Here is a 14,380-nt window from a genome sequence, read left to right as displayed (position 1 = left end):
TCGCATTATAGGGAGATCCAAAAACAGATCAACCCTTTTTTGAAGAAAACTTAAAAATAACGGCTGTTCGAACAAAATTACAACTAAACGCTTATTTTAAACACTAAGTACTATGATAAAAAGCGGTTTGCTTAGCTTACTTTGAGTTTCCAACCGCACTTTTTCTGATATTTAATCTCTTGGTTTAGCTCACTTGCCATTAACGGATGACTTTTTAACCAATCATTTTCAAATTGAATCGCTAACTCTTCATTTTCAGCAATTATCTTAAAGTTAGGTAAGACATCATCTTGTCGACGCATAGATAAAATAACAGCGATACGTAATAGTCTTACAATATATGCTGTCATCGTGCTATTAACACCTAGGTGATCTAAGCATCCTTTTTGAAGATCTGAACGATGACAATTCGCAATCGCAACGATCGCTTTATGCTCTGATTGTGAAAAACCGGGCATATCGGTATTCTTTAAAATATAGCCAGTATGTTTGTGATACTGCTTATACTCTATTAACAATCCAATTTCATGGAGTTGCGCAGCCGCATGCAATAGCGGCAATCCACCTAATGCTTTAATAGGCCAATACTCATTAACCTCATTGGCTAAAAGCAGTGCTAAGCTAGAAACCCGTAACGCTTGCTTTTGATCAACATGATAACGATTCATAAAGCCATCAATAGTTCGTTTACGAATGTCGGTATTATGCAGCTCTGGTAGCATACTGTACAAAACACCTTCACGTAATGCACCACCCGCAAGGCCCATCTGCTCTATTTCAAGTGACTCGAATAAGGCAATTAAAATAGCAAGTCCAGATACAAACACTAAACGGCGTTCTTCGCTTAATCCGGGTAAATCGAGTTCAGCTATAGCTTTATAAGCAATAGATTGTTGTTTAATGGTGTATAGCTTTTCCAGAGTAAGCATTTCATTTAAATTTTGTGCCACCATAATTTCTTGAATAGCTTGAACTGTACCTGACGCACCTGAGGCAAGTTGCCAACCAGTCGCTTTAAACTCGGGCGCTATTTCATCAATAACACACCGTGCTGCTTTTATGGCAGCATTAAAGTTTGCTTCATTTAACTGGCAATCTTTAAAATAACGCTCCAAGTAGGTTACACATCCAATATTAAGGCTTTTATAATGGCGTGCTTCGAAGCCTTGGCCAATGACAACCTCGGTACTCGCACCACCAATATCAATAACTAACTGTTTACCTGTGCATGAAGAAGTGTGCGCAACACCTTTGTAAATAGTTCGCGCTTCAAGTTCACCACTAATAACATTAACTTTATGCCCTAATATTTCTTCAGCACGCAGCTTAAAGTCGTTGGCGTTGGTTGCTAGGCGAAGTGTTGCAGTGGCAACAATGGTGATGTTTTGCGTGGGAATATCTTGCAAGCGCTCCGCAAACAAGGCTAAGCACTCCCAACCTCGTTGCATTGCCTCTAGACTTAATAAGTTATTATCATCAAGCCCTGCTGCGAGTCTTACTTTGCGTTTAACACGACCTATTGTTTGCAGGCCACCAGCCATTGACTTGGCAATAAGCATATGAAAGCTATTTGAGCCCAAATCAATAACTGCATAAACATTTTTTTGCGGTTTAAGTTGCCCCACCGTTCAAAAACCTCTAGTTACAAATACAATGAAACTACGGTCAGTTAAGACCGTCCTTTTTGGTAACCATTATTTGGGCGACGTCCGTTGTTATTACTACGATTACGTGGACCTGTAGAAAAATTACGTTTTCTGTGAATAGTTGGCTTAGTTAAATCATCTAGCAACGCACTTTTATCATAATGTGATAAAGGAATGCTGTGCTCGATGTACTCTTCAATTTCATGAAGATTATAAGCATACTGCTCACACGCAAAGCTAATTGCATGGCCTGAAGCGCCTGCGCGGGCTGTACGACCAATACGATGCACATAATCTTCACAATCATCGGGCAAGTCAAAGTTAAATACATGACTTACCTCTGGAATATGTAAACCACGCGCTGCGACATCAGTGGCGACTAAAAAGTCTAGTTCGCCTTTACTAAATTGTTCAAGTATTGATTGGCGTTTCTTTTGATTTACATCGCCAGTAAGCATACCCACTCGATGCCCATCCGCTTTTAACCACGCATAAACAGTTTCACAACTGTGTTTAGTATTTGCAAAAACAATGGCTTTCTCTGGCCATTCTTCTTCAATTAAGGTTAATAACAGCTTAATTTTATCCTCTTGTGAAGGATGAAATAGCTCTTCTTGAATGCGTTTACCCGTTTTTACATCGGGCTCTATTTGCACATGCTCTGGATTAGTCATGTGTTCAAACGCAAGCTCTTGTACACGGTACGACAGTGTTGCAGAGAATAGTAAATTTAAACGTTCTGAGGTATCTGGCATACGACTGAACATATAACGAATATCTTTAATAAAGCCTAAATCGAACATGCGATCAGCTTCATCTAGCACGACTACCTCAATTTCATTAAGGGTGTAACAGCCTTGCTTGTACAAGTCGATAAGCCGGCCTGTAGTACCAATTAAAATATCAACGCCTTTTTCTAGTTGTGCACGTTGTTTTTCGTAATCTTCGCCACCATATACTAAACCTAAGTTAAGATTACAGTGCGGCGCTAAAATTTTTGCATCTTTGTGTATCTGAATCGCAAGCTCCCGAGTAGGGGCCATGATCAGGGCTTTTGGGTGTTTACTAGGTGCTTTGCTAGATTGTAATAACCGATGGCATGTGGCAGTTAAAAACGCCAGTGTTTTGCCTGTACCCGTTTGTGCTTGGCCCGCAATATCGCGCCCTTCACAAATAAAAGGTAGGCATTTAGCTTGAATGGGTGTGCAATATTCAAACCCATTTTCGGTTAAACCGGCGACCACTTCCGGTGCAATAGCAAAGTCTGAAAACTTTTTATCGGTCAAATGTGTCTTAGTCATAGCGTTTAAGCATAACGTTTAAACTTGCAATAAGAAACAAGAGTGTTTAAATACGCACTAAATATTTCGCCTAACTAAACCGGAGAGCGCAATGAGCGAGAAAATAATCCAAATTACCGACGATAGCTTTGAAGCTGATGTATTACAATCAGATAAACCTGTACTAGTAGACTTTTGGGCTGAATGGTGCGGACCATGTAAAATGATCGCCCCAATTCTAAGCGAAGTTGCTGAAGAATTTGATGGCCGTGTGACTATTACAAAATTAAATATCGACCAAAATGCGGGCACCCCACCTAAATTTGGTATTCGTGGTATCCCTACACTTCTACTTTTTAAAGATGGTCAAGTGGCTGCAACTAAAGTTGGCGCACTATCAAAAACACAATTAGTTGAGTTTTTAGACAGCAACATTTAAGTCAGTGTGGACGTAAAAAAGGGCATTTGGCCCTTTTTTTCAATTTATTTTACATAAACACTGGACGCTGAGGTAATCACCTGCTAGTTTATAAAGCCAACTAATCCTTAGTTATATTCAACAAACCTCACTCAACAATCTAATAAAGCGATTCTGAGTATGACAACTGTAATAAAGAACCCACCAATATGCATTTACGCGAATTAAAAGACAAGTCCATAAAAGAGCTTGTAAACTTAGCTGAGTCCATGGGGCTCGAAAACGTAGCCCGCTTAAGAAAGCAAGACATCATTTTTGCTATTCTTAAAAACCACGCCAAAAGCGGAGAAAATATCTTCGGTGGTGGTGTACTAGAAATTTTGCAAGATGGTTTTGGCTTTTTAAGATCATCAGAAGCTTCTTATTTAGCTGGCCCAGATGATATTTACGTATCTCCGAGTCAAATTCGCCGTTTTAGTATGCGTACTGGCGATTCTATTTCAGGTCTAATTCGCCCGCCAAAAGACGGCGAGCGTTACTTTGCCTTACTTAAAGTAAACGAAGTTAACTTTGATAAACCTGAAAACTCTCGCACTAAAATCCTTTTTGAAAATCTAACCCCATTGCATGCAAACGAACGTTTTCGCATGGAACGTGGTAACGGCAGTAAAGAAGATATTACGGCGCGCGTTTTAGATTTGGCATCACCTATTGGCCGAGGTCAACGTGGTCTGTTAGTAGCACCGCCAAAAGCGGGTAAAACAATGTTGCTACAAAATATTGCCCAATCAATCACGCATAATCATCCTGATGCAACATTAATGGTTTTACTTATTGATGAACGCCCAGAAGAAGTAACTGAGATGCAACGCCTGGTAAAAGGTGAAGTAATTGCATCCACGTTCGATGAACCCGCTTCTCGTCACGTGCAAGTTGCAGAAATGGTTATCGAAAAAGCAAAACGCTTGGTTGAACATAAAAAAGACGTTGTTATTTTGCTTGATTCAATTACCCGCTTAGCGCGAGCTTATAACACCGTTATCCCATCATCTGGGAAAGTATTAACGGGTGGTGTTGATGCTAATGCACTGCATAAGCCTAAGCGTTTTTTTGGTGCTGCACGTAACGTTGAAGAAGGCGGCAGCTTAACCATTATTGCAACAGCACTTATCGACACGGGCTCAAAAATGGATGAAGTTATCTATGAAGAGTTTAAAGGGACAGGTAACATGGAATTACACTTAAACCGTAAAATTGCGGAAAGACGTGTTTTCCCAGCTATCGACTTTAACCGTTCAGGTACTCGTCGTGAAGAGTTGCTAACCAAACCTGATGAGCTTCAAAAGCTGTGGATTTTACGTAAAATAGTCCATGACATGTCAGAAATTGATGCGATGGAGTTTTTAATCGATAAACTATCAATGAGTAAAACCAATGATGAGTTTTTCGATTCAATGAAACGCCAATAAGCATATACTCAATTCACCTCTAGGTAGCTTGAGTATAAGTAAAAAAGACACTAATCAGTGTCTTTTTTACTTTAACTGCATTGTTTAAATAATCGCTGTAAGTTAGATACCTGTGAAGTTATCTGTGACTTATTAATTTGTGGCCGCAACAATTCATCATCTAATGCTTTTGCCGCGAATGCTATTTCGTGTAATCCAAACATTTGCGCAGCACCTAAAACCCGATGACTATCTTTTTGCAGCGCCTTATAATCTTCGGCTTTAAAATGCTGTTCAATAAGCTCACTTTCTACAGACAAACTTTGTTTAAAACTAGTTATTAAATCACTCATATCAACATCTATGTTTTCAGTCGATAATTCATCGCTTTGAAAGCTCAAGTATTTAGTTAAAACAGCATAGAAAGATTCTTTATCTATTGGCTTTGCTAAATAATCACTAAACCCAAGTGATAAATAATGATCAATTTCATGGCTCATCGCATTGGCAGTTAATGCTAAAATAGGTTGCGTATAACCACACTTTTTAAGTAGTTCAAACGCGGCAATACCATCCATTACTGGCATTTGAATATCTAAAAGTACCAGATCAGGGTATAATTTTAAGCTTTGCTCTACCGCTTGTTCACCATTTTCAACGGCAATAACTTCGAGCCCAATAGAGTGTAAATAGCGGCTGATCAGTTTACGATTATCACTGTGATCTTCAGCAAGTACCACTTTGCCCGATAATAATCTATGTTCATTATCCAGCTTAACGTGCACGTCATCATGACAAATTTGCTCTGCTACCTGAATGCATGGCAAATAAAATGAAAACTCACTGCCTTTTTTATATTCACTCTGCACACTTATATAGCCACCCATCATTGCTGCTAGCTGCTGTGATAGGCTCAAACCTAACCCTGTACCACCAAAACGCCGACTGATACTGTTGTCGGCTTGGCTGAAACATTCAAAGATAAATTTAAGCTGCGATGAACTCATGCCAATGCCAGTATCTTTAATTAAAAAAAGTAATCCTTGCGGTGTTTTACTCACACTGATTGTCACTTGGCCCTTGTGAGTAAACTTAATGGCATTGGCACATAAATTAATAAGAATTTGTTTTACTCGGGTTGCATCTAGTCGCGTAAAGTAGTTATCGTCTAATTGACAATCTAAAACTAGCGACAATCCTTTCGACTTTGTTTGAGCACAGAACATAGCATGAATATCATCTATCAGCTGCACCATATCAAAACAGGTAATGTTAAGTTCTAGCCGATTTGCTTCGATTTTACTCAAATCCAACACATCATTAATAAGGCTTTTTAAATGCTCACTTTGACGTTGGATCACCCTAAGCTCATCTTGTAATTTTTCAGGCTCGTATAAACCACTAATCAGGTCGTCCGTTTGTGCCAAAATAGCCGTTAACGGGGTTCTAATTTCATGACTAATATTTGCCAAAAACTGACTTTTAACCTCATTGGCTTCACGCAGCTCCTGTGCAACACTTTGTAGTTCTTTGGTACGTTGCTCTACTTGCTCGGTTAGCTTTAACTTCGCTTGTTTTTCTGTGCGGCGCTTATAAACAGCAGTCACTGTAATTAAAATGAGTATCGCCACTATCGCTAATAAAAATGTAAGCTGTGATCGCTTTGCTATTTGCAACTCTTGTAAATATTGTTGTTGTTTTAATTGTTTGATTTCCTGGTTTAACTGTTTGGATTCAAACTGGATTTGAAACTGACTCACCGCTTTTGATGCTTCTTGAGTATTCACGCTGCGCTGATAATCAACATACTGCTGATGCAAATCAAAAGATCTTTCATAATCACCTAAGCTGGCATAAATTAGTGCCTCAATCCCTAACCCATCTTTTATCCGCATGCCATTATTATACTCTTTAGCTAGAGTAATTGAGCGCTCAGAGGTTTCCTTAGCATTTTGTGTATCGCCTTGAACAAATTGTACAGCCGATAACACATGCAAAGCAGCCGCTAATAATGATTTATTACCCGCCTCTAACGCAAACTGTTGACCTGCATTTGCATGATATAAGGCTACATCAAATTTATTTAATTTAAGATTAATAGAAGCTAAATTAGTGTGCTTAGTAGAAAGCTGAAAGGCATTATTAATACTTTGATAATACCGAAGAGCAAGCTGGTTATAATGTAATGCAAGTTGATATTGCCTGGACTCAGTGTACGCTACCCCCATATTGCCATAAACTTGGGCAACACCATCTTCATCGCCAAGCTCTTGAAAAACTTTTAAAACCTCACGGTACATCTCCAAAGCAGAGTCATAGCGAGAAAGTCGAATATAGATGCCAGCAATATTATGTAATATATCAGCCTTATCTTGTGCACTTCCCTCTTTCTCATAAATGACTTTTGCTTGCTGATAGTAATCGAGCGCCAACTCCATGTTATACATATCAAAATAGGCTAACCCTATATTACTGAGTAAGTTTGCTTGTTTGATTGGGCTTTTAAGCATAACGGCTAAATTTAAAGCACGATTATAATCAACCACTGCTTGCTGCACTAAACCTTGATAATAAAGTACCACGCCTTGCATTTTAACTGCGCGAAAATGCAATTTTGGCAACTCCCTTACCGTGCTATTGGCCTCTAGTAACTTGAAATACTTTAGTGCGTTTACTAAATCATTTTCAGAAAATGCTAATTCAGCTAAATCACTATAGATAGCAACTCGCTGAGAGTTAGGAAGATCAGCGCTAGACAATATATTGGTTGCTAGGCGATGTTTTTCAGACCATGTTTGCTCAAGACTAAATTGATCAAATAAACGGCTCTGATCATTTGATAAAGCGTAATTTGATACACTACTCAATACTGCCATAAGGCCAATAAAGCAGCTATGCTTTAACAAAGTCAGCATAAAATATCCTTAAATCCTTACTAGCTATGAAAATAATTTCCAAAAATTGGAAAACATTTAATTTAAACCGAGTTAAACAGAGGCACTCACGCCAACCTTTTGGGGTTTAATGTTACTTGGGTGTATGATAATTTATTTAAGATACACTAATTATTAGATTGTAAACAATGCTTAACCCACTGATAGATGAGATTTTTGAACTATTAATGAATAAAAAAGTGTGGATGGTTCATACTTTAGCATCTGAATTAAAGCAACGTGGGCTAATAGATACATTAGCCGCTGATCCTGAACGCGATTTGTTTAAGCGTAATTTTTTAATTATGAATGCACTTTATCAGTTGCAACAACAAGTCATGCCAAAACAGCAACTTCTAGTTAAAAGTCTACACATTGAGCTGGTGAGCGACCCCAACAATAATCAGCTAAGCCCTAATGATCCTTTGCGTGAGTATTACCTAAATTGGCAAAATTTTGAGACATCCACGGCAGAAGTTAAGACCTTATTAGATAGCTTTTGGCAACGCTTTAATAAACCAAAACAAAATGAAGTACCTCTAAACGCACAGCAACAACAGCAATTGCTGGCTAGGTGGCAATTAACACAACCATTTACATTAAAAGCATTACAGAAACGTTGGCGACAACTCGCTGTGCAACATCATCCAGATAAACAAGGAGGAGATAACGAAGTGTTTAGACAATTAAAAATAGAGTATGAGCAACTCAAAGCAAATTGCTCATCTTAAATATAAAATTAGCGCGTCAGACGACGAGCGCGAATTTTACGTCCTTTAATATTGCCTTCGGTTAATTTACGCAGTGCTGGCTTAGATGAATTACGCTCTACAGCAACAAACGCAACGTTATCAAGTACATTAATTTTACCTACTTGACGCCCTGCAATACCGTCTTTTCCGGTTAGTGCGCCTAAAATATCACCCGCGCGTACTTTTTGCTTTTTACCCGCGTCAATCATCAATGTCACCATTTCAGGTTTGTAAGGTGGTTTATCAAGTAAATTATACGATGGCATAGGCTCAGGTATAAAATCACGCTCATAATGATCACCTATTTGAGCCACTTTAAATTGCTCAGCATCACCATAAATTGAACACGCAATGCCCTTTTTGCCCGCTCGTCCTGTTCGCCCAACACGGTGAACATGCGTTTGTGGATCGTGGGCCAAGTGATAGTTAATCACCATGTCCATATCATCAACATCTAAGCCGCGCGCGGCAACATCGGTAGCCACTAAAATAGAGGCGCTCTTATTTGAAAAATGAATCAAGGTGCGCTCTCTATCTCGCTGCTCTAAATCACCGTGCAACGCAACAGCACTAAAGCCTTCGTCAGCTAAATCGTCACATACTTGCTGCGTTTCTACTTTGGTATTACAAAAAACAATACAGCTTTGCGGCGTAAATTTAAGTAATAGTAATTTAAGGGTTGGATAACGCTGTTTGTTATTATCCATTTTATAGAAGTATTGCTTAATAGTGCTTTGTTCTTGTTGCTCTTCTACTTTAATCATTTCGGGATTGCTCAAAACACGTTTTGCAATCGCTTCAATTGATTTTGGAAAAGTAGCACTAAATAGCAAAGTTTGACGATTTGTTGGTATACGCTCAATTATGGCATCGAGTGTATCTTGAAAACCCATATCCAGCATTTGATCGGCTTCATCAAGTACCAGTGTTTCAACATCATCTAAACGCAATGTGCCTTTGCGAATATGGTCGTCCACTCGCCCGGGTGTACCCACGATAATATGCGCACCATGTTCAAGCGATCCAATTTGTGGACCAATTGATACTCCACCACATAACGTTAATATTTTAATATTATGAATACCACGTGCTAATTTACGCATTTCAACCGCCACCTGCTCTGCAAGCTCACGGGTTGGGCACAGCACTAACGACTGAATACGAAAGCGTTTTACATTTAGTTTGGCTAAAACGCCCAGACTAAATGCCGCTGTTTTACCTGAGCCTGTTTTAGCTTGGGCAATAATATCTTTGCCACTTAAAACTGGTGGTAGGCTTTGCGCCTGTACAGGAGTCATTTGGGTGTAGCCAAGGGTCGATAAATTATCAACTAACCCAGAAGGTAAGGCCAACGATGAAAAAGCAGTTGCAGTCACAGTAAATTCCATAGCAAAAAAATAACTTGAGAAAAGTCTCAATAAATATGCAGCTAATAATAGCAGAATTAACAATTAGCAACCATTAACAACGCACTTTTAGCAAGCACCTCTGCAAATGTATTTGCCAACACCGCAAATATAGAGCGTATTGAAGTAAAAGGCAGTAATAAAACAAAAATATACCCGTGTTGATGTTGGCGCAACATACGCACTAAGGTAAGTAATACAGATATTAACCTGCGTTTAAACATTGAAAACTTATTCGATTAAAACAACCATTAAACCAAAAGCACTTACTACAGAGTAACTGACATAATTACTTACAGTTTGCTGCTTTAACTAATACGCTCATTGTTTTAACTTAAAAAGAATTAAAACAGGGAGCGTATTTTCATGCTACTTTTCAATACCAGTCAGTCTTTTCCTCATTTTACACAAATACAGTGCTGTCCTAATTGCAAAAGTAACAGCTATCACTTGGTTAACCAAAGCCGTTTTTTGCGCTTTACTATTTTTCCCGTATTTCCACTAAAACTGAGTTATAAACGCGAATGCTATGAATGTGGGCATTGTGAGCCTATAAGCATTAAAAAACTACCCCTGTTCGAAAAGCTAAGCCTACCCAAATACTGTATTGGATTAGTTTTATTACTGTGGGTATTATTATTTTTTTATCAAAAACACCTTAATGCTGAGGCGCTAAAACAAAGTTATTTAACCAACCCCAAAGCCTATGATACCTATTTAGTAAAAGCCGATAAATTCACTCATGAACCGTGGACACTGACTAATTTAAAAGTAGCGCAAGTGCTGAGCTTTGATCAGCAATTTATAACGTTTCAAGTAAGTAATTATAGCTATAAGCGCAGCAGCGCCATAACCACAGCAATGCGTGCAAGTTTATTAGTGCAGAGAGATTACTTTTCATCTAAAACCATCACCCTACCTCGTAATGAAATAAAACGCTTATACAAGGATGACATTATATTCGACGTACTGCGCCCCTATGCAAATAGTTTATATGGTGGATTTGTGATGTTTCCGCCACAACCAAAACCTTTATATAAAGGAGTAAAGCTCGATAAAAATAATCAACAAGGAATTATGTACCACAAAGATGGGCAATACGATGAGGCGCTAGAAAGCTTTACACTTGCAGCGCAAACAGGTTCTCAATGGGGACAACTAAATCTGGCGCAAATGTATCGCGATGGGCAAGGCACAGAGAAAAACGCCCCACAAGCTATTTATTGGTATAAAAAAGCCATTGCTCAAGGTAATAGCAAAGCTAAGCTTGAGCTTGAGCAATTATGTAAAAGTGCACAGTGTGAATAACGTAAAATAGCGCGATTACGCCGCGCTACGATGGGTTTTAAAGAGCTTTGTATAGGTTATATGCATAACAACAATAACCAAGCCCGCAACTACACCAAGTAAGCCATCAAATACTAAAGGAGCTAGCATCTCACCTGCCCCACCTAAGGTTGACTGCGCGTAATGTGTGATATCAATCTGTGTATGATGCAGTAACTCAACACCATGCACTAAAATTCCACCCCCCACTAAAAACATGGCGATTGTACCTGCAAAGGCTAAAAACTGCATAAGTCGGGGAGCTGCTGCAAGTAGGCCTTTACCCAGTAATTCTTTAAATTTATTTGCAGAGAGTTTTGATTGGTTAAGTAAATACAATCCAGCATCATCAAGTTTTACAATCCCAGCTACCAATCCATAAACACCAATTGTCATGATGATGGCAATAACACTTAGCACCAGTGCTTGATTCATTAACGTAGCCCCAGCCACAATACCTAAGGTAATTACAATAATTTCAGCGGAAAGAATAAAGTCAGTACGAATAGCACCTTTTACTTTTTGCTTTTCATATTCAACTAAATCTAACTTTTCATCATCATCTATCGTTTCCTCATGGTGAGGTAAAAAGCGAGCAAATACTTTTTCAGCGCCTTCAAAACATAAAAATAAACCACCTATCATTAAAAGTGGCGTAATTAACCAAGGCAACCACACACTAATTAATAACGCAGCCGGGACTAATATCGCTTTATTTAAAAACGACCCTTTTGCCACCGCCCATACTACCGGCAGTTCCCTATCGGCAGTGACCCCTGTAACTTGCTGCGCATTGAGCGCCAAGTCATCTCCCAGTACCCCTGCCGTTTTTTTAGTCGCAACTTTACTCATGGTCGCAATATCATCAAGTAAGGTCGTTATATCATCAAGTAATGTTAAAAGGTTAGTGCCAGCCATGATATTCCCTAGCTAAAGATAAGAGCTCAAACATAACGTAAAGCCTTATTTTCACCAACGGTTAATTTAGCTATGCCAATAATTAATGGTAAAAGTATCACTGCACAATCAATTAACCATTAACTAACACCAAGTTAAAAACACTGCTACAATAATCAAAGTTTTACTGCCTTAATATTGTTGATAAAGTTATGCGCTCTCTTGCTATTAAACATAAAATAATTTTAGCCTTTTCATCCATTGGGTTGTTAATGCTTACTAGCAGTTTGTTTTTTTACTGGTCGTTAAATCAAATTAGCACAACTAACTCGCGCATAGAAACACTCGCCGTTCCGGTACAACAAGCGAGTAAAGATCTTCGCTTGTCACTACTTTCTATCACTAAATTTAACGCCATTGCATACAGCCAGACCACTCTTAATTTAATGCAACAAAATAAAAACCAAGCCCAGGCTGAGCAAACACAGTTTTTTGGTAAGTTAGAAATACTAAAAGAACAAGTAGCTGAACAACAAGGTATGCAAACACTGCTTATTGCCATTAATAATAACTTTACCCAGCTAAGTACAATAAGCGACGAAATGTTGGCCGCAAAAGAGCAGCAATTTAAAGCACAAAATACCACTGCAATACTCACAAATACGTTTAACGAACAGCTTCGCGAACTCAGTAATCGCTTGCTTGATATAGAGCTTATAAACGTAACAGCTGATCAACAATCGCTTTTAAACTCCCTATTTGGTACTGCGACTCGAATTGACGATTTATTATTTACTTTAAACAATAATGTAAAAGGCATTGGACAGATTATTACCTCAGAAAATATAAATGCCCATCAACAAGATACCTCTTTTTTACTTGATAATATTAAATCTAATCTTAGCTACTTAGAGCAACAAGCTACCCCAATTGCAAGTAAACTCGATGCCAATGAGCTTACAGCTAGGTTTAATGATTTAAGTAATTTGTTAAATAATTCAGAGGGGCTTTATGCTCAGCAAAATAAAGCACTTGATAGCAAAGCAAAAGTTAATCAGCGATTTGAAAGCTTTCAAAAAGCCTTTATTACCATTGAAAACCAGTTAATTAAACTCAATAAGCTTGCTGATACGCGCTTTAATACCCTACAAGAAAGTGCAAAATCGGCAATTAATACCGGCACTAGCTTAGTGATTACACTTGCTTTTGTTTTAATTATGTTATTAATTATTATTTCGGTATTTACCACGAACGCCATGTTAAAACCGCTTAAAAAGGTAAATAAAGAGCTTGCACGCATAGCCTCGGGCGACTTTTCAAAGCGAAGTAAACCGCACAGTAAAGACGAATTTGGTACCTTACTGCATAATACTAATAAACTATGTGATGACTTAACTCACCTAATAAAAGCGATTAGTAACGATGCCTACGAACTAGATAATTCAGCCATTCAAACCAGTGAAAAAGGCCAACAAATGACCATAGTTGCTAAGCAACAACTGGAACGCAGTGCACAAGCAACCACATTAGCGCAGCAAATGCTACAAAGCTCACAAGCCGTATACGAGCAAGCGCAGAGCACCTCTGATGAAATTACCAATGCTTCTCAATTTGCAAATGATGTTAACGCCATTGCAAACAACAATAGCCAGAGTATTGAAGCACTTTTAAGCCGCTTAGATAAAGCAGTCAGCAGCACCGAAGAGCTTGCACAATACACCCAACTGATTGGTGCCATTGTCGATACCATTAGCAGTATTGCAGAGCAAACTAATCTACTGGCGCTTAATGCGGCCATTGAAGCTGCAAGAGCCGGTGAACATGGTCGAGGGTTTGCCGTAGTTGCCGACGAAGTTCGATCGCTCGCGGCCCGCACACAAAGCTCTACCAGCGAAATTACTACCATGATCAACACACTGCAGCAACATACTCAAACAACCCAAACTGAAATAAATGATGGTCAACAACAGGCTAAGCATTGCGTTGAAAACAGCACTGAACTAAATAGTGCCGTTGAGCGTATTAAAAGCACGTTGGTGTCGGTAAATACAATGAGTAAAGAAATTGCCCATGCCTCGCATGAGCAACTTGAAAATAGCACCGATATCCAGCAAATAATGGCTAAGGTAACCGATCAAGCCACCTTAAATGCCAACAATGCAGCGACCCTAGCAAGCGAAAGTGAGGACGTTAATCAACTTGCACACTCTTTAAAAGGTGCAGTAGAACGCTTTAAGTTTTAAGTGTAAATAATGACTTAGCTTGCATGAACTG

At 38.8% G+C, this 14,380-nt stretch carries 11 protein-coding genes; 5 read left to right on the top strand and 6 right to left on the bottom strand.

Annotation, left to right across the window (positions count from 1 at the left end):
* Positions 1-131 precede the first annotated feature (131 nt).
* Both gppA and rhlB read right to left on the bottom strand, forming a co-directional pair.
* The gene (gppA, locus tag AC6H44_RS15980) at positions 132-1,625 is read right to left on the bottom strand and encodes a guanosine-5'-triphosphate,3'-diphosphate diphosphatase (RefSeq protein WP_500736712.1); all 1,494 of its coding nucleotides are present in this window, start codon (positions 1,623-1,625) and stop codon (positions 132-134) included.
* A gap of 44 nt (positions 1,626-1,669) precedes the next feature.
* Positions 1,670-2,947 (bottom strand): ATP-dependent RNA helicase RhlB, encoded by a 1,278-nt coding sequence (rhlB, locus tag AC6H44_RS15975; protein ID WP_500736711.1) that lies wholly within the window; start codon positions 2,945-2,947, stop codon positions 1,670-1,672.
* A gap of 91 nt (positions 2,948-3,038) precedes the next feature.
* Here rhlB and trxA point away from each other — a divergent pair, with 91 nt between their 5' ends.
* Both trxA and rho read left to right on the top strand, forming a co-directional pair.
* The gene (trxA, locus tag AC6H44_RS15970) at positions 3,039-3,365 is read left to right on the top strand and encodes a thioredoxin TrxA (protein WP_500736709.1); all 327 of its coding nucleotides are present in this window, start codon (positions 3,039-3,041) and stop codon (positions 3,363-3,365) included.
* Positions 3,366-3,553: 188 nt separating this feature from the next.
* A complete protein-coding gene (rho, locus tag AC6H44_RS15965) occupies positions 3,554-4,813 on the top strand; it encodes a transcription termination factor Rho (RefSeq protein ID WP_500736708.1) in 1,260 nt (419 codons plus the stop codon).
* A gap of 71 nt (positions 4,814-4,884) precedes the next feature.
* On the opposite strand, the gene AC6H44_RS15960 is transcribed toward rho, so the two are convergent.
* On the bottom strand, positions 4,885-7,707 hold the full coding sequence (locus AC6H44_RS15960; protein ID WP_500736706.1) for a tetratricopeptide repeat-containing hybrid sensor histidine kinase/response regulator: 2,823 nt from the start codon (positions 7,705-7,707) through the stop codon (positions 4,885-4,887).
* A gap of 167 nt (positions 7,708-7,874) precedes the next feature.
* Between AC6H44_RS15960 and AC6H44_RS15955 the strand changes: the two genes are divergently transcribed.
* Entirely contained in the window at positions 7,875-8,456 is a 582-nt protein-coding gene (locus AC6H44_RS15955) for a DNA-J related domain-containing protein (RefSeq protein ID WP_500736704.1), read from the top strand.
* An 8-nt stretch (positions 8,457-8,464) separates the two neighbouring features.
* On the opposite strand, the gene dbpA is transcribed toward AC6H44_RS15955, so the two are convergent.
* Complete coding sequence (gene dbpA / locus AC6H44_RS15950; RefSeq protein ID WP_500736703.1) at positions 8,465-9,853, bottom strand: ATP-dependent RNA helicase DbpA; 1,389 nt, start codon at positions 9,851-9,853, stop codon at positions 8,465-8,467.
* A gap of 68 nt (positions 9,854-9,921) precedes the next feature.
* Positions 9,922-10,107, bottom strand: coding sequence for a hypothetical protein (locus AC6H44_RS15945; RefSeq protein ID WP_500738454.1), 186 nt, complete (start codon positions 10,105-10,107; stop codon positions 9,922-9,924).
* Between the two features lie 142 nt (positions 10,108-10,249).
* Here AC6H44_RS15945 and AC6H44_RS15940 point away from each other — a divergent pair, with 142 nt between their 5' ends.
* The gene (locus AC6H44_RS15940) at positions 10,250-11,191 is read left to right on the top strand and encodes a tetratricopeptide repeat protein (protein WP_500736702.1); all 942 of its coding nucleotides are present in this window, start codon (positions 10,250-10,252) and stop codon (positions 11,189-11,191) included.
* A gap of 15 nt (positions 11,192-11,206) precedes the next feature.
* On the opposite strand, the gene AC6H44_RS15935 is transcribed toward AC6H44_RS15940, so the two are convergent.
* The gene (locus AC6H44_RS15935; RefSeq protein WP_500736700.1) at positions 11,207-12,127 is read right to left on the bottom strand and encodes a DUF808 domain-containing protein; all 921 of its coding nucleotides are present in this window, start codon (positions 12,125-12,127) and stop codon (positions 11,207-11,209) included.
* 191 nt (positions 12,128-12,318) lie between these two features.
* Between AC6H44_RS15935 and AC6H44_RS15930 the strand changes: the two genes are divergently transcribed.
* On the top strand, positions 12,319-14,349 hold the full coding sequence (locus AC6H44_RS15930; RefSeq protein ID WP_500736698.1) for a methyl-accepting chemotaxis protein: 2,031 nt from the start codon (positions 12,319-12,321) through the stop codon (positions 14,347-14,349).
* The last annotated feature ends 31 nt before the right edge of the window (positions 14,350-14,380 follow it).

The organism is Pseudoalteromonas sp. TAP-3C, assembly GCF_059888565.1.
This window is presented reverse-complemented; position numbering and strand designations above follow the sequence as displayed.